Genomic DNA, 24,638 nt, shown 5'->3' on the forward strand with positions numbered 1-24,638 from the left:
CAGACCTATTTTGAACAAGCTTAATGATGCATGGATCGTTTATCTTGAAATGGAATTTTGATGCCATTGAATGCGGACGTATAGGATTGGATATTCATGGCTGCCTTCCTACGACAGCGGATTTTATTTGCATGCTCATAGAAAATTGAAATTTTTAATCATGGTGGTCTTAATCCACTGAGAACTGATAACTATCATTTTATATCACTGCTTCAGGTCATTTCAATCTTCTATCTAAGCCACTAATTTTGTTTTTTATTTTTTTGTTTTTATTATCCAATGGAATATACCTTCAAAACCCTGGCTGAGCCATTCAGAATTAAAATGGTAGAACCCATTCAGGGAACTACCTTTTCCCATCGAGAAGAAGTCCTTTGCAATGCAGGTTACAATCCTTTTTTGCTAGATTCAAAAGATGTCTACATTGATTTATTGACCGATTCTGGCACGGGAGCCATGAGCCAATCCCAATGGGCCGGGATGATTGTAGCCGACGAAAGCTATGCAGGTGCAAGTAGTTGGATCAAACTTGAGAAGGTAGTGAAGGATTTAACTGGAATGCCTTATGTATTGCCAACGCATCAGGGAAGGGCCGCGGAAAGAATATTGTACGGTTTATTGGGAGGTTCTGACAAGTTATTTTTAAGCAATACCCATTTTGATACCACCAGAGCCAATATCGAATATACTGGAGCCACCGCATTGGATTTGATTCCTGAGGAGGCTTTAGATCAAAACCTTTATCTCCCTTTCAAAGGAAACATGGATCTTCATAAACTGGAGTATCAGCTCCGGAATCAAACCAGGAAGAAAGTTGCAGCGGTCATTCTAACGGCTACCAATAATTCTTCCGGAGGTCAGCCTGTCAGCATGGAAAATGCCAAGGGAGTGAGGGATTTGTGCAATCGCTATGGCGCAATGATGATCATCGATGGCTGTAGAATTGCAGAAAACTCCTATTTTATCCATCACAGAGAAGAAGGATATCAAAATACAAGCTATGGAGAAATCGCTCGTGAAATGCTATCCATGGCAGATGCTTTTGTCATGAGTGCCAAAAAAGATGGAATGGTCAATATGGGAGGCCTGCTTTGTATGAAAGACAAAGAACTCAACCTGAAATGCATAAATCAACTCATTATATCGGAAGGATTCACCACCTACGGAGGATTGACGGGCAGAGACATGGAGGCGATGGCCATAGGCTTGCAGGAAGTTTTCGAAGAAGACTATTTGCACTATCGCATTCGCAGTACGGCCTACCTGGGTGAAAAATTAAAAGCCAAAGCTGTGCCTGTTATCTGGCCCATAGGAGGACACGCGGTGTACATCGATGCTGCCAGCTTGTTTCCAAAAATTCCCATTGATCAATATCCCGGACAGGTATTGGTTTGTGAACTTTATAAAATTGCAGGTATCAGATGTGTTGAAGTGGGGAGTGTGATGTTTGGTAAATACGACCTCAATGGAAAGTTGATTCCTGCTCCAAAGGAATTGGTCAGATTGGCCATTCCGAGAAGAGTGTACACCCAAAGTCACATTGATTATGTACTGGAGGCGTTTGACTATATTTTGAAAATGAAAGACGCTACAACAGGTTATCAAATCATTTATGAGCCTCCTTTTTTAAGACATTTTACAGCTAGATTTGAAAAACTTTAGAAAGATGGAAACACATGAATATAGGGTAAATCTTGATTGGGATAAAGGCCGCACAGGGACACTCAGTTCTCCGGAATTAAAATCTTCCATCATGGTGGCCACACCTCCACAGTTTTCTGGTGGGCTTCCTGATATTTGGTCTCCGGAACACCTTTTTACAGCTTCGGTAGTAAGTTGTTTTATGACGACATTTTTAGCTATAGCAGAAAATTCAAAGTTTGAATTTTTAAATTTTCAATGCAACGCAATGGGAGTATTAAGCAATAAGGAAGGCAAGTATGCAATGACCAGTATTTTTCTTCACGCACAGTTGACCATCAAGGACCAGTCCTTATGGGAAAAAGCCAAACGCTTGCTTGAAAAATCAGAAAAACTTTGTCTGATCAGCCAGTCAATTCATACGGAAGTTACTTTGGATATTGAGATAATCTTTTCTGCTTGACAACAAATGGCACAAGGATTCTGGAAAAGGGTAGATGCTATGCAGAGCATTGCAAAAAAAACGATGGTAGAACTTAATCTGGTTTAGTTAACTGCCATCTATTTGCTCAGGCTGCAATGGATTCAAAAGCAGGCACCACTTGGATCTAAGTTTTTTAAACTATGCTGTAAAAATAAAATCAACTATTGTGTTAATTATTTATGCACCGGCCTTGCTTCTATTTCAAAATTTCTTATTCGCTGGAGAATGTTTAATTCTATAATAGATTTGACTTTAAGAGAAATTTTTTCATAGAAAAAAAAACACGCCAATTGTCTTGGCAAATGTTCGGGCATGACAACCACAAAAAAAAATCCAACGGTGTTTCCACCCCTCGGATTTTATTTTTCGATTTATTTTTTAATTAATCTTGTAAAATGCCGGTAATGATCGCACCTCCCATGTCCGGATTGACCATCCTGTATTTGATCGTCATTGGATTTGCAGATTTTGAAATCCAATATTTAATTTCACCGCCATCGCCATTTGCTGGTTTGATTTGGACCAAATGACAATCTTTTCCCTTTACGATTTCACTTCCAATGACTTCAACAACCATCAATTTTTCCTTCATTTTTTGTAAATCAGTGTTGATGATCATGCTTTTGTAATCCGGTGCAAGCGGAAGACTTGCGATCAGCACAAACTGCGCTGGTCCATCCGCAAAACATTCATCCATGGTGGCAATTTTAATGGGTGTGTTGGTGCCATTCATGGTCATCTGTCCTTCGACACCGGTAGGGGAATAATTGATTTTCATTTCCATCGATCCCTGACTCAATTCTCTTTTTATGGCACTCAATTTGGATTTACTGAAAACACCTTCATCATACACTTTACCCATCGGGGTCTCCATGGCACTGCTCAACCTCCAGCTGATACTGTCATCTGTGATATCTACCACTTCTCTAAATTCCATGGTCTTTCCCATCGCCTCAAGTTTGACATCATAACTAAATGTGCCTTCTTTCAATTCTCTGGCAGGTGTGGCCTTTTGAACCTGAGAAAGATCCTCTTGCTGAATTAATTGAACTGTTGCGATGTCCACCGTTATTTCTTTTAGTCTTTTGGCAACTTCATCGGTCATATCTTCCTGGGCACGGCCACCAAGATGTTTGGCTAAAAATTTTTCGGCAGACGCAATATAAGCCATATGATTCACAGGTCTGGCGAAACCGTGCCCTTCATCCGGAGCAAGAATGTATTCCACCGGGAGATTTTTATCCCTCATCGCGATCACGATCTGATCGGATTCTGCTTTTTTGACCCTGGGGTCGTTGGCTCCCTGCACGACCATCAAAGGAACTTTGATCTTATCGACGGAGTATAGAGGAGATTGTCTTTTAAGTTGGGCAGCTCCCATCTCGTTGGTAGGATCGCCCATCCTTTCGTGAAATATTTTTCTTCCCGCTTCCCAGTAGGGTGGAATAGACTCCAACAAAGTTAGCAAACTGGATGGTCCTACGATGGATACGCCGCAGGCGTACACATCCGGTGTAAAAGTAAGTCCTGCAAGGGTAGCATATCCGCCATAAGAGCCTCCCAAAATACCCACTCTTTTGGCATCCACCATACCTTTTTTAACCAAATGCTGGACTCCCCAGGTGATGTCATCCTGCATCTTGTCACCCCATTGTTTATTTCCAGCATCGATGAATTTTTTACCAAATCCTGTAGAAGCTCTGAAGTTGGGCTGCAAAACGGCGTATCCGCGATTGGACCATAATTGGGCATAGGAATTATAACCCCACTGATCTCTGGCCCAGGGGCCTCCATGAGGTATGACAAGCAAGGGTAGATTTTTTTGAGGAAGACCTTTTGGCAAAGTTAAATAAGCCTGTATCTCCAATCCATCGGAAGATTTATAGCGGATGGAAGTCATTGGAGCCAGGTCATCAATGGGCATCTTGGGTCTTGGCCTGTACAGGAAGGTGGTTTTTTTGGACATTCTCTCATAGAGGTATTTTGAACCCGGATCGGTATCTGAATATACGGAGATGAGCCAGGTATTCTCGTCCTTGGTGCTGTTGTCAAATCCTATTTCCATTCCCTTAAATTGTTTTTGAAGCATTTTATACTCTTCTTCAAACCTTTCATCTTTCCAGTAAATTCTTTGTTTGTCGCCTTCGTAAAAAGTAGCAACCAACTTGTTGGTAACATCAGAAAACATGGCCCTTCCGAAATCCACTTTTTTTTCTGGATCTGACTCCACCAGAGTTTCCGCTTTGGTATTGATATTGAAAAGGACCAGCCGGCTCAGATCAGATCCAACATTGGTTTCCATATAGATTTGCTGTCCGTTTTCATGGAAATTGACTGGAGAAAAATTCTCCAATACTCCGCAGGAATATATTTTGGTTAGCCCTGTGGGTTCGACCTTTAGAAGGTCAGTAGAGCCATCGGGATTGGATCTCATGGCAAGTCGAAGTTTATCCCTGCGATCGAAGATCCAGGCTACCATGCGATCGGTATTTTGTCTCAACATTTTTCGCTCTCCAGTGGATATTTTAATTTCGTACAAATCGTGCCAGGCAGGGTCGCGGTCGTTAAGTCCGACGTACATGAGGTCTGTGTTAGTTTTAGGAACGGCATAAATATAAGATCTCACATTTTTTAGATCTGTGAGATTTCTCGCTGGCGGGACCTCAGAGCCTTCGGCAGCTTTTTCGATGGGGTTAACCGCATAGACGTGGTAATTCTCATTTCCTCCCTTGTCTTGTACATAGAGGATATACTTGCTGTCGCGACTCCAAAAATAGTTGCCAATGGGCCTTTTGGTGTCCGCGGTGATCGGAACAGCTGCGTCAAAGGCCTGGTTGGCTTTCTTGACCCATATGTTGCGGGTCCCGTTAAAGGGTTTTATAAAACTCATAAACTTGCCGTTGGGAGAGAGCTGGGCACCACTGATCTCAGGATCCCCAAAGAAAATCTCTCGATCGATGAGGGGCGGCTGTCCGGATTTTTTTTGAGCATGGACGAAGCTCAGGCAAAAACAGAGGAAGAGAATTGAGCAGATTCGTTTCATAAATGGAAGCGGGTTTGATTAAATAATAGCAAAGATAATAATATTTGGCTTGCACACAAGACTTTGCCATTTTATATCTTCCCTCATTTGTCCGACTAATATTTATTTCAAAAGGACGACGTAAATCAATTTTAAGAAATTAAAACACCTATCTATTATAATTATTTAAATATCTAGTGATATTAATTCTCTATGTACTATGAATATAAAAAAAAAAATTTAATTTTTTCTTTTAAAAATTTGGAATTATTATTTTCCTTTGCTGCGAAATTTTGCGATTCGTAATTTTTAATTACAGTGTTTCGCAATATGGCTGAGATTGAATGAAATTGGAAATTTGAAATTAGGATAACCGCTACTTCCGGTCAGCCGCATTACAGTTTCCAAAGTTTTTTTTTGATTGATTTGAATTGATTCCTCAGGAGTCTTTAGTGTATGGGTTTATCCATTTTAAAACGGCACTAAAATTCCCGGGATTGGATCGGTTTGGGTCACTATGATTCTAAAATTGTTGAAGAAGCATATGATCAATTTAAAATTGAAAGGGCTGCTTATTGTATTTATTCAAGTTGTTAAAAATTTATTCAAATTAAAAAACGGATATTTTTTAAACAATCCTATTTATCTACCCTTACGATTCAATTCTTCTTTTATTTTTTCTTCTACTTTTTTTGCTGCAGGATTAGACCCTGATCTTCTTTTGATGGAACATCAGGACGTATCGCTACCACATCACCCTCAAGCACCAGCAGCTTTCTACATCAATCTAAAAAACATATTTGCAACAGCTACGCAGTCGGTTCAAAATGATTTTTGTGCTGACTTTATATTTTTATCAAATTCGCAAGGATCTCATTCTTTATTGAAGACGGGTGATGATCGCTCATCATTTGATCATTTTAAAATTAAGTTTATATAAGCTCCAATTTTGGAGGCATCATCTAAACATTAACTATAGAATAAAAAGAAAAATCAACATATAATCTTGTAAATTAAAATTACAGCTATGTCTACTTGCGCTACTTCAACTCAGCAATTTAGATTGCTGCCAAAATCGGCATCTAAATTGCTTTCCCTTGTCTTTCTTTTTTTATCATTTGCAGAAATAAATGGGCAAAAACTTAAGATCCATCCGGACTCTGTGCATAGTTTGAGGGTTAAGGAAACCCTTAAAAAGAATGCAGAAATCATTCGTTTTATGGAGAATAAGGGTCAGGTTCCGATTCCTGAAGTAAAGTATTATTTAGAGGGAAAACAAGGAACAGTCCTCGTAATGAACAACAAATTGAGATTTGTTGCCAATGATTACATTACGATGAAGAAAGAATCTCCTATGTTGAAAGATAAAGATAACAAGCCAGTGACAGAGGATGAGAAAATTCTGACCTCGCAACATAGTTTTTCTATGGAGTTTGTAGAATCCAATCCCAATCCAAAATTGGTATTGGGAAATTCTTTTTCTACCAGGTACAATTTCTTTTTAGGAACAGACGAAAGTAAATGGGTATCCGGGGTCAGTGCAGCAAAAGACATTACCCTCGAAGATGTTTATCCTGGAATTGACATCAGATTGTATAGCAACGAAGACGGTTCACTTGAATTTGACTGGGTGATGGAGCCCGGCGCAGATTACTCTAAGATTAACTTATTGTTTGATGGACAGGATAAATTATCTATCGGTAAGAAGGGTGAATTAAATGTTGGTTTAAGATTTAGAGACATCAAATTTAATATACCTGAATCTTATCAGGTTGCAGAAACTGGCAAAGTACCGGTTAATTTTGCTTTTAAAACTGATGACAATCACGTCAGTTTTAAAACCAATTCAAAAATTGATCCTCAATTGCCATTGGTTATTGACCCTACTTTGAGCTGGGGCACGTTTATGGATGGTAACGATCCGGATTTTGATCAATACCTTTTTGGTATTCAAGTGGATCCCACTGATGGAATCGTATATTGTGCAGGAGCATCAAATCGTCAGATCGCGACTGCTTCTCCTCCTTATGATGCCAATGGATATAAAAATGTAATTACAGGTTTTGGTACCGGTGCGACTCCAAGGGTCGCTATGGTTTACAGGGTTAGTAGTAGCGGAAATGATTTGATAGATTTGACCTTATATGGTCCGGATGCTGTAAGTGGATCAAATGAGGTCGCTGCTTATGCATTAAGTTTGTCAACAAATAATGTATTTATTGGTGGTCGAACTACCGTCAATCTTCCCATGACAGGATCACCATTTGATGGTACAAGAAATGGTAATGACGGTTTTATCGCAGTCTTTTCTAAAGATCTGGGTACACTTCATTACTCAACTTACATTGGAAGTACAGGAACAGAAAACCTGGGGGTTCCGTCTATCAGAGCACTCAGTGATAATTCATATATATTTTGTGCAACCGTGACTGCGGCTTTAGACGCAGCTTACATTACCTCAGGGGTGGCAGATAATAGTTTCAGTGGTGATGCAGACGGATATATTGCTAAATTTTCTAGTTTTAATTCCATCGACTGGGGCACCTATGTTGGAGGTGGAGAAGAAGAAACCCTTAACGACATTGAAGTTTTTGCTGACGGAAGAGTGGCTTTCGCTGGTTGGGGAAATAATACAGACGCCAGCTTGACAGAAACCAATCCTGCTTCAAGTGGCAGTAATAGCAATGGCAACCTGGATGGATTTATCGGTGTGTTGAATAGCACCGGTACAGCTTTTAATTACCGAGAGGAGATTGGGGGCGCTAACGCAGATCAATTTAATGACGTTGAAATTGTAAACGGATTAATTGCATTTACAGGTTCCGTTTCTTCAGGTTATCCTACAACTGGTGGAACCTATGATACAAGTCACAATGGAGAAACAGACGCGGTCGTAGGTGTTGTAAACAGTGCGGGTAGTTCGGGATACGCTGCCACCTTTTTCGGAGGACCTGGCAGTGAAATCGGATCCGGAGTTCAGCAAGTTTCTCAAACAAATTGTGATGGTTCGGTACAATCATTCTTATTGGTATTTGGTACTGCAGAAGCTGGAATTCCTACTGTAAATATTGGAAGTGACCCATTCTATAACTCTAGTAATAGTGGTGGCTTGGATATGTTTTTTGCAGGTTTTAACCAATCGGTTACTACCCTTCAATACGCCACAAATATTGGCGGACAATACAATGACTACCTTGGGGATACAGGTGCACCAAGAGGAGCAAATCATCTATATGTTAAAGGTGCAAATATATTTGTAGGTACTACCACCCACAGCGCTTCTCATACCCCAACCGTGGTAAGTGGAGGATTCGATACACAAAAATCGAACACCGGCAATCCTACCCAGGATGATACCCATGTGTTGTTTTCCATTTTATTTAATTCTTTGTTGGAATCTGATTATAGCGATGCACCGTCTAGCTATGGGGCGCCATCTCATACCCTGGATTGCGCGAATATCAGAATCAATTCTCTTGACTCTGAAGGTGCAGCGACTCCGGGTGCCAATGCCAATGGAGATGACAACGCGGGTATAGATGATGAAGATGGAATTTCAACATTCCCGATTTATCAGGCAGGAGGACCTCAAAACATCAGCGTTAATGTAAACAGTATCATCAATACCACCGGATTGGCAGCTACTCTTTATGGCTGGATTGACTTTAACAATGACGGAGTATTTAATGCTTCCGAGTTAGCTTCAACTTCCGTTGCCAATGGATTTTCAGGAACGAAAACCTTAAACTGGACGGGTGTTACGGTTTCTGGTGCTCCATCGGGTCAATACTTAAGATTGCGATTGACTACAAACTCACTAAGCGATGATGGTTCGACTTCAACCCTTGATGAAAGATCAACTGCTTCGGCTTCAAACGGAGAGGTAGAAGATTACCTAATCTGTGTAAAACCAACTGCAGGAACAGATAAAACGGTCAGCTGTATTTCTTTGCCGGGCGGGTCTTCTACTATGACTGCTACTGGAACAGGAACTTGGACTGCACAGGCTGGAAATCCTGGTACGGCAACTATCACAAATACGAGTTCGCCCACTACTACTATTACAAATTTCAGTGTTGCAGGTGATTATTTCTTTATTTGGACCAATTCCACTGCATGCGCAAAAGATACTGTGAAAATTACCGTTACAGCTAAGCCAAATGCAGGAATTAACCAAAACGTAAATTGCGCGGTTTTACCTGGCGGTACAGCTACCATGGCGGCAGTTGGAAGTGGGACTTGGACTGCCCAGGTTGGCAACCCGGGTACTGCCTCTATAACGAATAGTACCTCACCTACCACAACCATCACCAATTTTTCTGTTGCTGGTACTTATAATTTTATTTGGACCAACGCAAGCAATTGTACCGATACTGCAAGCGTGATCGTGACTGCCAAACCGAATGCGGGATCTGATCAAAATATAACTTGTTTGACTTCATTACCTGGTGGATCTGCCACCATGGCCGGAACCGGTTCAGGTACTTGGACTGCTCAGGCAGGAAATCCTGGAACAGCATCCATAACGAATACTACTTCACCAACAACGACGATCACCAATTTTTCAGTAGCGGGCACCTATTATTTTATCTGGACCAACGCCAGTAATTGTACCGATACAGCAAGCGTTACGGTGACTGCTAAACCAAATGCAGGAGCCGATCAAAATGTAAGCTGTGTGGTTTCATTTCCAGGTGGATCGGCTACCATGACCGGAACCGGTACCGGAACTTGGACTGCCCAGGCGGGAAATCCGGGTACTGCATCGATCACCAATACAAGTTCACCAACGACAACCATCACCAATTTTTCAGCATTAGGTACCTATAGTTTTATATGGACCAATGGCAGCAATTGTACCGATACAGCAAGGGTCATTGTAACTTCCAAACCTGACGCAGGAGCCGATCAAAATGTAAATTGTGTAGCCTCCTTTCCCGGAGGAACTGCTACCATGGCAGCATCCGGTTCAGGAACATGGACTGCCCAGGCGGGAAATCCAGGTACATCTAATATTACAAATACAAGTTCACCAACTACAACAATCACCAATTTTTCAGTTGCAGGAACTTATTCTTATATTTGGACTAATGGTAGCAACTGTGCAGATACTGCCAGAGTCATTGTGACTGCTAAACCAAACGCAGGAGCTGATCAAAATGTAAACTGTGTTGCATCTTTCCCTGGAGGATCTGCCACGATGGCGGCTACCGGAAGTGGAACTTGGAGCGCTCAGGCTGGAAATCCTGGAACTGCATCCATCACCAATACAAGTTCTCCAACCACAACAATAACCAGTTTTTCAGTAGCAGGTACTTATAATTTTATCTGGACCAATGGCAGCAATTGTACTGATACTGCGAGTATCGTTGTGACCGCAAAACCAAACGCTGGAGCTGATCAAAATGTAAACTGTGTAGCTTCATTTCCGGGAGGATCTGCTAGCATGGCAGGAACAGGTACTGGTACCTGGAGCGCTCAGGCAGGAAATCCTGGTACAGCATCCATAACGAATACTACTTCACCAACAACGACGATAACCAATTTTTCAGTAGCGGGTACTTATAATTTTATCTGGACCAACGCCAGTAATTGTACCGATACAGCAAGCATTACGGTGACTGCTAAACCAAATGCAGGAGTCGATCAAAATGTAAGCTGTGTGGTTTCATTTCCAGGCGGATCTGCAACCATGGCCGGAACCGGTACCGGAACTTGGACTGCCCAGGCGGGAAATCCGGGTACTGCATCGATCACCAATACAAATTCACCAACGACAACCATCACCAATTTTTCAGCATTAGGTACCTATAGTTTTATTTGGACAAATGGCAGCAATTGTACCGATACAGCAAGGGTCATTGTAACTTCCAAACCTGATGCAGGGCCAGACCAAAATGTAAATTGTGTAACCTCTTTCCCTGGAGGAACTGCTACGATGGCAGCTTCCGGAAGTGGCACGTGGACCGCACAGGCTGGCAATCCAGGTAGTGCAAACATCACCAATACTGGTTCACCCACAACTACCATCACCAATTTTTCTGTTGTAGGCACTTATTCTTTTATTTGGACCAATGGCAGCAATTGTGCAGATACCGCCAGAGTGATTGTTACAGCCAAACCAAATGCAGGTGCTGATCAAAATGTAAACTGCGTGGCCGCCTTCCCTGGTGGTTCGGCTACTATGGCCGCAACCGGTACAGGCACCTGGAGTGCTCAGGCTGGTAATCCAGGTAGCGCATCGATCACGAATACGACATCACCAACTACTTCTATAAGTAATTTCTCTGTAGCAGGAACCTATCATTTTATCTGGACCAATGCAAGTAATTGTACCGATACTGCGAGTGTGACAGTCACAGCCAAACCAAATGCAGGTGCTGATCAGAATGTAAACTGTGTGGCCGCCTTCCCTGGTGGTTCTGCAACCATGGCCGGAACCGGCACAGGTATCTGGAGTGCTCAGGCAGGAAATCCTGGAACAGCATCTATCACAAATACCAGTTCACCAACTACAACCATAACCAATTTTTCTGTAGCGGGTACTTATAATTTCATCTGGACCAACGCCAGCAATTGCACAGATACAGCTAGTGTGACCGTGACTGCCAAACCAAATGCAGGTGTTGATCAAAATGTAAGCTGTGTGATTTCATTTCCAGGAGGTTCGGCTACCATGGCCGGAACCGGTACAGGAACATGGACTGCTCAGGCTGGTAATCCGGGATCGGCATCCATCACCAATTCAGGTTCACCAACAACAACTATAACTAACTTCTCAGTAATTGGGACATATAGTTTTATTTGGACGAATGGTAGTAATTGTACCGATACAGCAAGGGTCATTGTAACTTCCAAACCTGATGCAGGACCCGATCAAAATGTAAATTGTGTGGCTTCCTTCCCAGGAGGCTCTGCCACCATGGCTGGGACCGGTACAGGTACATGGGCTGCCCAGGCAGGAAATCCAGGAACAGCATCGATTACCAATTACAGTTCTTCAAACACAACCATCACTAATTTTTCAAATGCTGGTACTTACAATTTTATTTGGACAAACGGTAGTAATTGTTCGGATACTGCCAGTGTGATTGTCACCGCAAAACCCAATGCCGGCTCTGATAAAACAGTGAGCTGCGTCAACAGCTTTCCTGGAGGATCAACCAACATGACTGGTTCAGGTAGTGGAACATGGACCGCTCAGACCGGTAATCCGGGCACAGCAACTATTGTTGATCCATCTTCAGCTACGACTGAAATCAGAGACTTTAGTGCACTGGGCGTTTATAATTTTATATATACCAATGCAAGCAATTGCAAGGACACTGCAAGGGTGACAGTTACCCAAGGCCCTATAGGATCTGCAACTCCTCAAACAATATGTAGTGGATTAAGCACGAGCATTCCACTTAATTCTACTGTATTTGGTACAACATTCACTTGGACAGCGTCCCATTTTTCTGGGGCTTTGATTACTGGCTTCAGTAATTGTGCTGCAGCCTGTGGCTCCAGCATTGCACAGACCTTAAGCAATTCAAGTAATTTTGCTTCAGGGATAGTAAGATATACCGTCATACCAACAGCACCAAACGGATGTGTTGGTAACAGCTTTACAGTAGATGTTACGGTGAATCCTACACCAGTTGTTACAGTCAGTACAACTCCTGCATGTATTGGACAAAATAATGGTACGGCTCAAGCCAATGTGTCCGGAGGAGTCATGGCCTATTCCTATATTTGGAGCAACGGACAGGTAATACCAAATCTCAGCAATTTGAGTCCGGGTACTTTTAATCTCACGGTAACCGATGCAAACCAATGTACAAAAACAAGCTCAGGTACAGTTATAGAACAAGGCATCAGCAGCATGACTGCCACTCCAGGAGCTTGTAATTCATTAAATAATTTATACAGTGTAAGCGGAACCATGAGCTTCCTGAATCCTCCGACAAGTGGTACTTTAACTGTTAGTGTCGGGGCTGTTCAGCAAGTCTTCAATGCTCCATTTACAAGCCCGCAGGCATATATTCTAAATGGATTGGTGGCAGATGGCGCTGTCCATACTGTAACGGCAATATTTAGCGGTGGGGCAAATTGTTCTAAAACCGTAAACTATACTGCACCGGTAAATTGCTTGCCGGTTATCAGACATACAAAGAATTTTGTTTCAGCAACTCAAACAGGAGCATACACGTACAGTGTTGTTTACTCAATTGTTGTTACAAATTCTGGAGGCGCTGGCCAATATGATTTAAGTGATGTACCATCATTTGATGATGACATTGTTATTAACAATGCATCTTACACCAGCAATGCTCCGGGGAATCCCGGGTCAGCCTTAGGAGTAGCACCTTGGGTGCTTGCAAATGATCAGGCCATAGTTTCCGGCGGAACGCATACTTACACGCTTACTGTGAGTGCGACTATTAATTTAAATCCTGCATCGGGAGGAAATAATGTATACACAAAATGCGGACAAGCCATTCCGGGGAATCCATCTCCGGGAGAAGCATTGTACAATTCTTCAAGATTGGATACCAACAATGATGGCATTCCTGAAGAAACTCAGGAAGCTTGTGGCGACATCCCATACATCACTCATGATAAAACGATTGCTTCAATCACCAATTTGGGAGCAAATATGTATCAGGTAAATTATCAGATCATCGTAAGAAATCTTGGTGGTGTTGCTTCTCAATATGATTTAAATGATATTCCGTCATTTGATGATGATATTAGTATTAATACAAGCAGTTATACCTCTAATGCACCTGGAAACCCAGGCGCTGCTTTAGCTGGTAATGGTCCATGGATTCTTGCAAACAATCAAAGCATTGGCATTGGCTCAATCCACACTTATCAGCTTGCAGTAAAAGTGACCCTGGATCTTAAAGTCGGTTCGTCAGGAAATAATATTTATACGAAATGCGGACAATCTATTCCTGGAACACCCATCGCTGGCGAAGGCTTATTCAATAAATCAAATATCGACACTAACGATGATGGTGTATTTGAAGAATCAGACGAAGTTTGTGGCGATCTACCTTATCTGATCAGTACAAAAACGATCAGTAGCATCACTCCGCTTGGTGGAAATCAGCACAACGTAGTATATCAGGTGGTGGTCACAAATATCGGTGGGGCTAATGGACAATATGATCTCCTGGATACTCCGGGATTTGAAAATGACATCGCCATCAACAGTGCTTCTTACACATCAAACGCACCGGCTAATCCAGGTTCTGCATTAGCAGGTAGCGGTCCTTGGACACTGGCGAATGACCAATCAATCTTACCTGGCGCAACTCATTCTTATACTTTAACTGTCAGAGTGACCCTGGATCTATCACCGGGTTCCGGAGGAGATAACGTTTATACAAAATGTGAACAAGGTACTCCGGGTGATCCGACTGCTTCCCAAGGATTGTACAATCAGTCTACAGTAGATATCAACAATGATGGAATTCCGGAAATTACCAGCGAGGTATGTGGTGATTTGCCTTATATCACTCACGATAAAACTTTAGGAAGCATCCAAAACCTGGGTTCAAATATGTACAATATCACTTACAATATTGTGGTGAGAAATACCGGAGGAGTCTCTGGTCCTTATGATTTATTTGATGCTCCTGGCTTTGATGATGACATCAGTATTTTGAGCGCAAGCTATACCTCCAATGTGGGTGGAAATCCCGGAGCGGCTTTATTAGGTTCAGGTCCTTGGCAATTGGCCAATGATCAAAACATCCTGGCAGGCGCAACTCAAACTTATGTGATTGTAGTCAAAGTAAGTCTGGATTTGAAACCAGGTTCTTCAGGTGACAACGTTTACAGAAAATGCGAACAAACAACTCCGGGCAATCCTATTGCAGGAGAAGGATTGTTTAATTTGTCCAGAATTGATACCAACAACGATGGAATTCCTGAACAGACTGATGTGGCTTGTGGAGACTTACCTTACCTGAGCCACGACAAAACGATCAGTTCAATCGTACATCTTGGCAGCAATATGTATAATGTAAGTTATCAAATTGTGGTTACCAATACTGGCGGAGCAACCGGTCAATACAACCTTTCTGATATTCCTGGATTTGATGATGACTTTACCATTGTATCGTCTTCTTATACTTCTACTGCCCCTGGCAATCCAGGCTCAGCATTAGCTGGTAATGGACCTTGGACCCTTGCAAATAACCAGTCCATTCTGGTTTCTGCAACTTATACGTATACGGTCCTTGTTAAAACTACCTTGGATCTGAATCCTGGTTCTTCAGGAGATAATTTTTACAGATCTTGTGGAACCCAAGTACTTGGTGATCCAAGCGCAGGGGAAGGTTTATACAACCAATCCAGACTCGATGTAAATAATGACGGCATTGCTGATGAGACGGATGAAGTCTGTTCAGATGTGCCTTTCATTACCAATTCTAAAACGCTTACAGGCATCACCAATTTAGGTGGAAATATGTATAACGTGACTTATCAGATGACTGTAAGAAATACAGGAGGTGCTGTAGGTCAATACGACCTCATAGACGTACCTGGATTTGATAACGATATCAGTATAGTCAGTGCTTCGTTTACAAGTACTGCTCCTGGTAATGCGGGTGGTGTTCTGGCAGGAATTGGACCTTGGACTCTTGCAAACGATCAAAATATTCTTGCGGGAGCCAACCATGTTTATACTATCACGGTCAAAGTAACCCTGGATTTGAGCCCTCTTTCCGGAGGAAACAATGTGTATACAAAATGTGGACAAGCTACTCCTGGAGATCCTGTAGCCGGTGAAGGTTTGTATAATCAGGCTTTATTGGATACCAACAACGATGGAATTCCGGATGATACAGATGAGGTTTGTGGCGATCTGCCATACATTACACATGATAAAACAGTGTTGAGCATAACTCCTGTCGGAGCCAATACTTACAACGTAAGCTACCAGATTGAAGTGAGAAATATTGGAGGCGCCACCGGACAATATGATTTAACCGATGCTCCTGGATTTGATAATGATTTTACGATCATCACTTCTTCTTATACTTCTAATGTGGTTGGAAATCCTGGTAATAACTTATTGGGCTCAGGGCCTTGGTTATTAGCCAACGATCAAACCATTCCTGCTGGAAGTACCCATACTTATACGGTATTGATTAGAACGAATCTGGATCTGGCTCCTGGGTCTGGCGGAGATAATTTATACAGAGCCTGTGGTACCGCAGTGTTCGGTGATCCGGCTCCGGGAGAAGCCTTGTACAATCAATCAAGGCTTGATTTTAACAATGACGGAATTGCCGATGAAACGGATGAAGTTTGTTCTGATTTACCGTTTATCACCAATGAAAAAACCATTTCCGGTATTACCAATCTTGGTGGAAACATGTACAATGTTACCTATGTCATGACAGTTAGAAATCTTGGTGGATTACCGGGTCAATATGACTTGGTTGATATACCGGGCTTTGACGATGATATTACCATCAACAATGCCTCTTATACAAGTACAGCACCCGGTGTACCTGGAGGAGCCCTTCTTGGAACAGGACCTTGGTCTCTTGCAAACGATCAAGCCATCCTGGCAGGAGCAACTCATAGTTATACCATCACAGTAAAAATTACTCTGGATCTATCTCCAAATTCTCCTGGTAATAATGTGTACACCAAATGTGGCCAAATTACTCCAGGAAATCCTGCACCTGGAGAAGGGCTTTACAACCAGGCATTACTCGATACAAATAATGATGGAGTACCTGAAGAAACAGATGAAGTTTGCGGTGATGTACCATACATTATACATGATAAAACCATTGCATCGATAGTGCCTCTGGGTGCAAATATGTACAATGTAAGTTATCAAATTGTAGTCAGAAATATTGGTGGAACAACAGGCCAATATGATTTAATTGATGCTCAGGGATTCGACAATGACTTTACAATCAATAACGCATCCTTCACATCGACAGCTCCAGGAAATCCAGGCTCTGCACTAGCAGGTTCAGGCCCCTGGATGCTTGCAAATGATTTAGGAATTTCTGCTGGTGCCATTCACACTTATTTGTTGACAATAAAAGTAAGTTTGGATTTAGAACCAGGTTCCGGAGGCGATAATGTTTATACCAAATGCGGCAATGTCACTCCAGGCAATCCTGCACCAGGCGAAGGTCTTTACAATGAATCAAGAATCGATGTCAACAATGACGGAATTCCTGAAGAAACAGATGAAGTATGTGGAGATGTCCCTTACGTGACAAGTTCTAAAACGGTGAGCTCAATCACTCCATTGGGTGCAAATAAATATGCTGTCAGCTATCAGCTGGTTGTCAGAAATCTTGGAGCTGTCAACGGCAATTACAATTTGGTAGATGCTCCCGGCTTTGATGATGACATCAGTATTAATTCAGCTTCCTATACATCCACTGCTCCAGGTAATCCTGGTGGTGCGCTCATTGGTGCCGGACCATGGTCTTTGGCTAATATCTTAACAATTTTACCAGGAGCCACTCATACCTATACTTTGACGATCAACGTCACTCTGGATTTAAGTCCATTATCATCCGGCGATAATGTTTATACCAAATGCGGCAATGTCACTCCAGGCAATCCTGCACCAGGCGAAGGTCTGTATAATGAATTGAGAATGGATAGCAACAACGATGGTATTCCGGAAGAAACTGATGAGGTTTGTGCCGACATTCCATATGTAACTCACGAAAAAACGATTCAAAATATTACCCCACTAGGCGGTAATATGTACAATATTAGCTACCAGATTCTGGTCAGAAATATTGGAGGAGCAAATGGTAATTATGATCTGACTGACTTACCAGGATTGGATGATGACATCACCATTAATACAAGTAGTTATACTTCTTCTGCTCCTGGTAATCCGGGTGCTGCATTGAATACTACTGGTCCGTGGACCCTGGCAAACGATCAGGGAATATTAGCCGGAGCCACTCATACCTACACCGTAGTGCTTAAAGTGACTCTGGATCTGAATCCTGCATCTGGTGGAAATAATATCTATACCAAATGTGGTGCAACCACGCCTGGAGATCCTAACACGGGTGAAGGTTTGTACAACCAATCAAGATTGGACTCTAATAATGATGGGGTTCCTGAAGAAACCAAGGAAACCTGTGGAGATCTTCCATTTATCACTAGCAGCAAAACGGTGGGAGGAATCAGTTCTCTTGGTGGAAACATGTACAATGTAAGCTATGATATTACGGTAAGAAATCTAGGTGGCGCTTCTGGTACTTATGACCTGACAGATGCCCCTGGTTTTGATGATGATATCACGATCAATAATGTAAGTTACACAAGCACCGTAGTTGGAAACCCAGGAGGTGTTTTGGCAGGAACCGGTCCATGGACTTTGGCGAATGATCAAAACATTCCTGCAGGTGCCATCCAGACTTATACTCTGAGCTTTAAAGTTACCATTGATCTGAAGGCAGGTTCCGGTGGAAATAATGTGTATAATTCTTGTGGTCAGAGCAATCCTGGAAATCCAATTCCGGGTGAAGGCTTGTTTAATGAAGCAAGAGTGGACCTTAACAATGATGGAGTACCAGATATTACCAACAGAGCATGCGGTGATCTTCCATACGTTGCCCATGAAAAAACAATCAGCAGCATTACTCCACTTGGATCCAATATGTATCATGTCAGCTACAATATCGTGGTGAGAAATGACGGTGGTAGCCAAGGAGTTTATGATCTGACAGACTTGCCGGGATTTGATGACGATATTGCAATCCAAGCAGCTTCGTTCACAACAAATATTCCAGGAAAACCTGGTTCTGCACTGGCATTGGCAGGCCCATGGATATTGGCAAATAACCAAACTATAGATCCGAAATCAACTCAGACCTATACTGTTTTAGTAAAAGTGACTCTGGATCTTTCTACTGGTTCAGGAGGAAATAATGTTTACACAAAATGTGGAGCAGTGATTCCTAATGACCCAACCAGCGGAGAAGGTTTATACAATCAATCGAGAATTGATCATAACGACGACGGAATTCCAGAAGATACCAAGGAAACTTGTGGAGATTTACCTTACATCACCCATGAAAAAACATTGGTGAGCACCGTATCAAACGGAGGAAATAAATATCAGATTAATTACCAAGTGGTCGTAAGAAATCTCGGAGGCGCCAATGGTCAATATGACCTGACAGATATCCCGGGATTCGATGATGACATCAGCATTAATTCTGCGAGTTTCAGTTCTAACGCACCTGCAAATCCTGGAGGCGCTTTAGCCGGATCAGGTCCGTGGGTATTGGCAAACAATCAAGCAATTCTTGCAGGAGGAATGCATACCTATCAGTTAACAGTTCACGTTACCATCGATTTGAATCCATTGTCTTCGGGTAATAACAGTTATACTAAATGCGGTTCTGCAATCACCGCAGATCCTGCACCGGGTGAAGGATTGTACAACCAATCAAGATTAGATGCTAATGAAGATGGTATTCCTGATGAAACAAAAGAAGCTTGTGGTGATTTGCCTTATGTCTTCAGCTCCAAAACTTTGACCAGTACGACCAATTTGGGTGATCACAGGTATCAGGTAACTTACTTGTTAAACGTTCAGAATTCAGGAGGTGCCAATGGTACTTATGACCTCTTGGATACACCTGCATTTGACGACGACATTAGTATTATCAGCGCTAATTATGTATCAAATGCTCCTGGAACTCCTGGTGGAGTATTGCCTCTTGCTGGTCCATGGACTTTGGCAAATGATCAGTCAATTGCACCGGGTGCAAGCCACAATTTTACACTTACCTTGGTTGTTGGCATTGACCTGTCTGCGGGAAGCTCCGGTAATAATGTGTATACAAAATGTGGTCAGGCTGTAGCCTTAAATCCAAGTCCGGGAGAGGGATTATATAACAGATCAAACCTGGATATCAATAACGATGGTGTTTATGAAGATGAAGATGTAGCATGTGGCGATTTACCTTATGTAGTGAGTACAAAAACAATTTCTGGTATCACCAATTTGGGCGGCCATATGTATGAGGTCAGCTATCAGCTCAATGTCACGAATCAGGGAGGATCCAATGGTATCTATGATTTGTTGGACGCGCCGGGTTTTGATGATGATATTACAATTAGTAGTGCATCATTTTCCAGCAATGCCCCTGGCAATTCCGGTACAAGCTTAGCGGGATTGGGACCCTGGCAGTTGGCCAATGATCAATTAATTACTCCGGGTTCGACTCACAATTATATACTTAAAGTTATAGTGACTATAGACCTAAGTCCTGCAAGCGGAGGAAATAATATCTACACCAAATGTGGCCAATCGATTCCTAATGATCCAAATGTTGGAGAAGGACTTTATAATAGATCTACTCTTGACATTAACAACGATGGCAGACCTGAAGATACAGACGAAACTTGTGGTGATCTTCCATATATTACCAGTACAAAAACCGTATCAAGTATCACTCCTCTGGGGAATGGAATGCACACGATCCAGTACCAGCTGACGGTGAGAAACCTTGGTGCCGCCACAGGAACTTATGACCTTACAGACAAACCAGGCTTTGACGATGATTTAAGTATTAATCAGGCTTCATATACATCTTCTGCGCCTTCCAACCCTGGCGGTAATTTAGCAGGCACAGGCCCGTGGATGCTGGCCAATGATCAAAGCATACTTCCTGGTGCTATTCACACTTATAACCTTACAATCAAAGCAACAGTTGATTTAAAACCGGGTAGTGGAGGCGACAATGTCTATAGGAACTGTGGCTTCACGATTCCTAATCAACCGAGTGCCGGAGAGGGAGTCTTCAACGAATCTTTACTTGATATCAACAACGACGGAATTCCGGAAGAGTCCAATAAAGTATGCGATGATATTGATATCGTGGATGTGGCATTAAGAGTGACAATTGTTGAGCCAGCGCCATATGCATACGATCAATTATTGACTTTTAAAATAGATGTATTTAATCAGGGGAATATAGACCTGACCAATATTGTTTTAAACGATTACCTGCCTAGTGGATTTACTTTCAACCCTGCAGATAATTTACCGGGCTGGTCGCAAATTAATCCAGGCTTGTTGAATTACAACAGCATTGCATCAATCCCTGCCGGGGGTAGTACATCGGTTAATTTGAGATTAAGAGTGGTTAGGAGTGCAGCTTACAATGCCTGGAACAACCAGGTGGAGGTGAGATCTTTCAGAGATATAGGGGGTGTAGATCGCTCTTTGGAAGATTTGGATAGCAATCCTAATTCAAACAATGCAGTAGAAAGAAGTGTCAAACAAGGGGATCCAGCTGATAACAACATCACCAGCTTTGATAAAGGTGGTGAAGAGGACGATCATGATCCGGCTGGATTTGAAGTGTTTGATTTGGCTTTGAGAAAAATTTTGAAAGGAACACTTCCTTTAGTTTATAATCAGGTTGTTCCATTTGAAATAACTGTCTTTAATCAAGGTAGTATTGCTTCATCCAATCCGCTTATTGTAGATTATATTCCAGACGGTTTAGTGTTTGAAGCCAGCAGCAATCCTGGATGGACTTATAACGCTATCACAAAAGAGGCTACAAGAACTCTTATTGGGAAAATCATACCAGCCGATAGTGCTAAAATGACGATCAATTTAAGAGTGGTTCCAAATTTAGTTAGCAAGGATGCCTGGAACAATATTGCTGAAATAAGAACAGGTTTTGATTCACTAGGCAATGTTCTATCTGATTTTGATAGCACGCCGGGAGGAACAAAAGACGATGATGGTACTCCTATTGACAATGAAATCAATAATCCGGCAGATGAGGATGATCACGATCCTTCTGAAGCTCCGGTTCTGGATTTTGCTTTGCGCAAAACAGTCTTCAACAAAAAGACTTTCTATACCATCGGAGAAAGCGTTCCATTCAGAATCAAACTCTTTAATCAAGGAAATATCTCAGGAAGAAACATTGTCATCAGCGATTATCTGTCTGCTGGATATCAGTTTAACGCCATTGATAATCCGGGTTGGAGTTTGGCAGGAAGTACTTTGACCTATACTCATGCACCATTATTAAGACCAAAAGACAGTGTTGAAATAGCATTGAGTCTTGTGGTTAAAATTGCAGCAGTTCCTTCCATTACAGATTGGGATAATTACGTTGAACTCAGATCAGTAAGAGATTCTCTGAATAATGTGAGAGATTTGGATGATGCAGACAGCCGACCAAATACGAATTCAGCATGGGAAAGACAAGTGGTTGAAAACCATCCTTGGGATAATTTGATCGATGGCAATGGCCAAGCTGAAAATGAAGACGAAGATGACCATGACTTTGAAAATATCAAAGTGACTGCTACTATTGGAGATCGCGTTTGGGATGATCTTGATGGCGATGGTATTCAGGATCCGGGAGAACCAGGATTACCAAACATCATCGTTAAATTGATAGATTGTGCTAACGGTACCGTAGTGAGGAGAGATACTACAGATATTAACGGTAAGTATTTATTTGACTTCTTGATTCCGTTTAATAATTATGCCATCCAATTGGATCATAATACTATACCTTCTGGTTATGGGGTAGGTTTGCAAAATCAAGGTCCTGATCGCGAACTTGACAACGATTTTAACGCCGCCGGTATGGGGCCATGCGTTAGAGTTGAACCTGGCACAATTATGCTTTCTTATGATGCAGGATTGGTGAGATTGGCATCTTATGGAGTGTTTATCTGGGAAGATGATAATGGCGATGGTATTCAGGATCCGGGAGAAGACGGAGTTGGAGGAGTCTTGGTTAGTTTATTCAATGCCAACACCCATACAGTAGTCAAAACGACGACTTCCGGTGCCAATGGATTCTATCTCTTCGACAAGTTATTACCCGGAAGCTATTATGCCAGATATGATTTACCTGCAGGTTATAACTTTTCATTGGCCAATATTGGCAGTGACCTGAGGGATAGTGATGTTGAGAATAGCAACGGTCCACGCACAAATGCTACAACTTATTTGAGTCCTGGAGAAGACGATCTGACCTGGGCTGCAGGTTTGGTAAGATGTGTGATGCTCAGTGGTAGAGTTTATTTTGATGTCGATAAGGATGGTATTTTTGATGTAAATGAAAATGGAATCAACGGCTTAAAAGTATTCCTCATCGATGCGATGACCGGGGCAGTAATTTCTACCCTTATTACAGCGGTGGATCCTTCAACACCATCCAACGACGGTTATTATAAGTTTAATTGCGTCAAACCGGGTATGTACTACATCAGATTTGACCGTCCGGGACATTTAGCTGCATCCAATCCTTATCAGGGAGGAAATCCTGATAAAGACAGCGATATCAGCCATGAAAACGGTTTGAACTCCACCAAAAAGTTCACCGTTGGCAGTGGAGACATGTTGCTCAACATTGGTGCGGGCTTCCAGGACAAAGCGACCATTGGTGACAGGGTTTGGTTGGATGCCAACGTCAACGGAGTTCAGGATGTTTTGGAAAAACCAATTTCGGGAGTGGTAGTCACAGCTTATAATTTGGCTGGTACAATGGTGAGTATGGATATTACCGGATTTGATGGTACCTACATGCTGGATGGAGTGCCTCAGGGAGACTTTTATGTTAAGTTTAGCCCGCCGGTACAGTATGGCTTTACCCATCCTAAAGTGGGATCAGATCAAACGGACAGTGATGTGACCGGTTCTAAAGGATATGGTACTACCAAGGTGTACCGATTGTTGGCAGGAGATGCATTGCCATATATTGACGCAGGTCTTGTTGCAGGAATACTTCCTTTAGAGTGGTTGAGTTTCGAAGGTCATTACAATGGTAGTTTCACTGAACTTGATTGGTCCACGGGATTTGAAATTAATAATTCACATTTTGTTATCGAAAGAAGGCATGAAAGTGAAGCCGGATACACAGAATTAGGTCAGGTTTCAGCCTCTCAAGATGCGCAGGCCAGTATTCACGATTATCATTTTGATGACCATCAGGTCGTAAAATTTGGAGTCTATTATTACCGAATCAAACAACTTGATCTCAACGGTGACTATACTTACAGCAATACCATTTCAATTAAGGTTGATCGAGCAAAAGGATTTGAGGTGGAAATTTATCCAAACCCTGTGGATGATCAGCTCAAAGTAGAATTGTGGATCAATGAGGATAGCTATCTGAATGCTACCGTTTATGACGAGAATGGTAAAAATGTATTGACTCAGCCTTTTGGTGGTTGGAGGGTATCAGGAAAATATACAGAAATATTGCCAACAGATCTACTGTTGCCTGGACACTACAATTTGCAGATAAGAACAGCTACAGGCTTGATCAATAAGAAGTTTACAGTAAGCAGATAATATGTTGAATTATATACATCCTTCATTCAGTCCCTGATTTAATTTAAATCAGGGACTGAATTAGGATAAGGATTTAGTGAATTAATTCGTCGGGTGGGTTTAAAAAAGTTTATTCCCAATAGCAAAAAATTAAATGAACTGATTTA

Annotated in this window: 5 protein-coding genes; 4 read left to right on the forward strand and 1 reads right to left on the reverse strand. The window is 42.0% G+C overall.

Features of this window, described 5'->3' with window-relative positions; translation table 11 throughout:
* Positions 1-279 precede the first annotated feature (279 nt).
* Together IPM48_07945 and IPM48_07950 are read left to right on the forward strand one after the other, a co-directional pair.
* Complete coding sequence (locus tag IPM48_07945; protein MBK9271515.1) at positions 280-1,662, forward strand: tryptophanase; 1,383 nt, start codon at positions 280-282, stop codon at positions 1,660-1,662.
* A gap of 4 nt (positions 1,663-1,666) precedes the next feature.
* Positions 1,667-2,104, forward strand: a complete 438-nt coding sequence (locus IPM48_07950) for an OsmC family protein (protein ID MBK9271516.1) — start codon at positions 1,667-1,669, stop codon at positions 2,102-2,104.
* Positions 2,105-2,507: 403 nt separating this feature from the next.
* Here IPM48_07950 and IPM48_07955 read toward each other — a convergent pair whose 3' ends face one another.
* Positions 2,508-5,168, reverse strand: a complete 2,661-nt coding sequence (locus IPM48_07955) for a prolyl oligopeptidase family serine peptidase (GenBank protein ID MBK9271517.1) — start codon at positions 5,166-5,168, stop codon at positions 2,508-2,510.
* A gap of 508 nt (positions 5,169-5,676) precedes the next feature.
* On the opposite strand from IPM48_07955, the gene IPM48_07960 reads away from it, so the two are divergent.
* Positions 5,677-6,087, forward strand: coding sequence for a hypothetical protein (locus tag IPM48_07960; protein MBK9271518.1), 411 nt, complete (start codon positions 5,677-5,679; stop codon positions 6,085-6,087).
* 87 nt (positions 6,088-6,174) lie between these two features.
* Positions 6,175-24,492, forward strand: coding sequence for a DUF11 domain-containing protein (locus tag IPM48_07965; protein ID MBK9271519.1), 18,318 nt, complete (start codon positions 6,175-6,177; stop codon positions 24,490-24,492).
* Positions 24,493-24,638 lie beyond the last annotated feature (146 nt).

This window comes from Saprospiraceae bacterium (genome assembly GCA_016715965.1).
Taxonomy (GTDB): Bacteria; Bacteroidota; Bacteroidia; order Chitinophagales; family Saprospiraceae; genus Vicinibacter.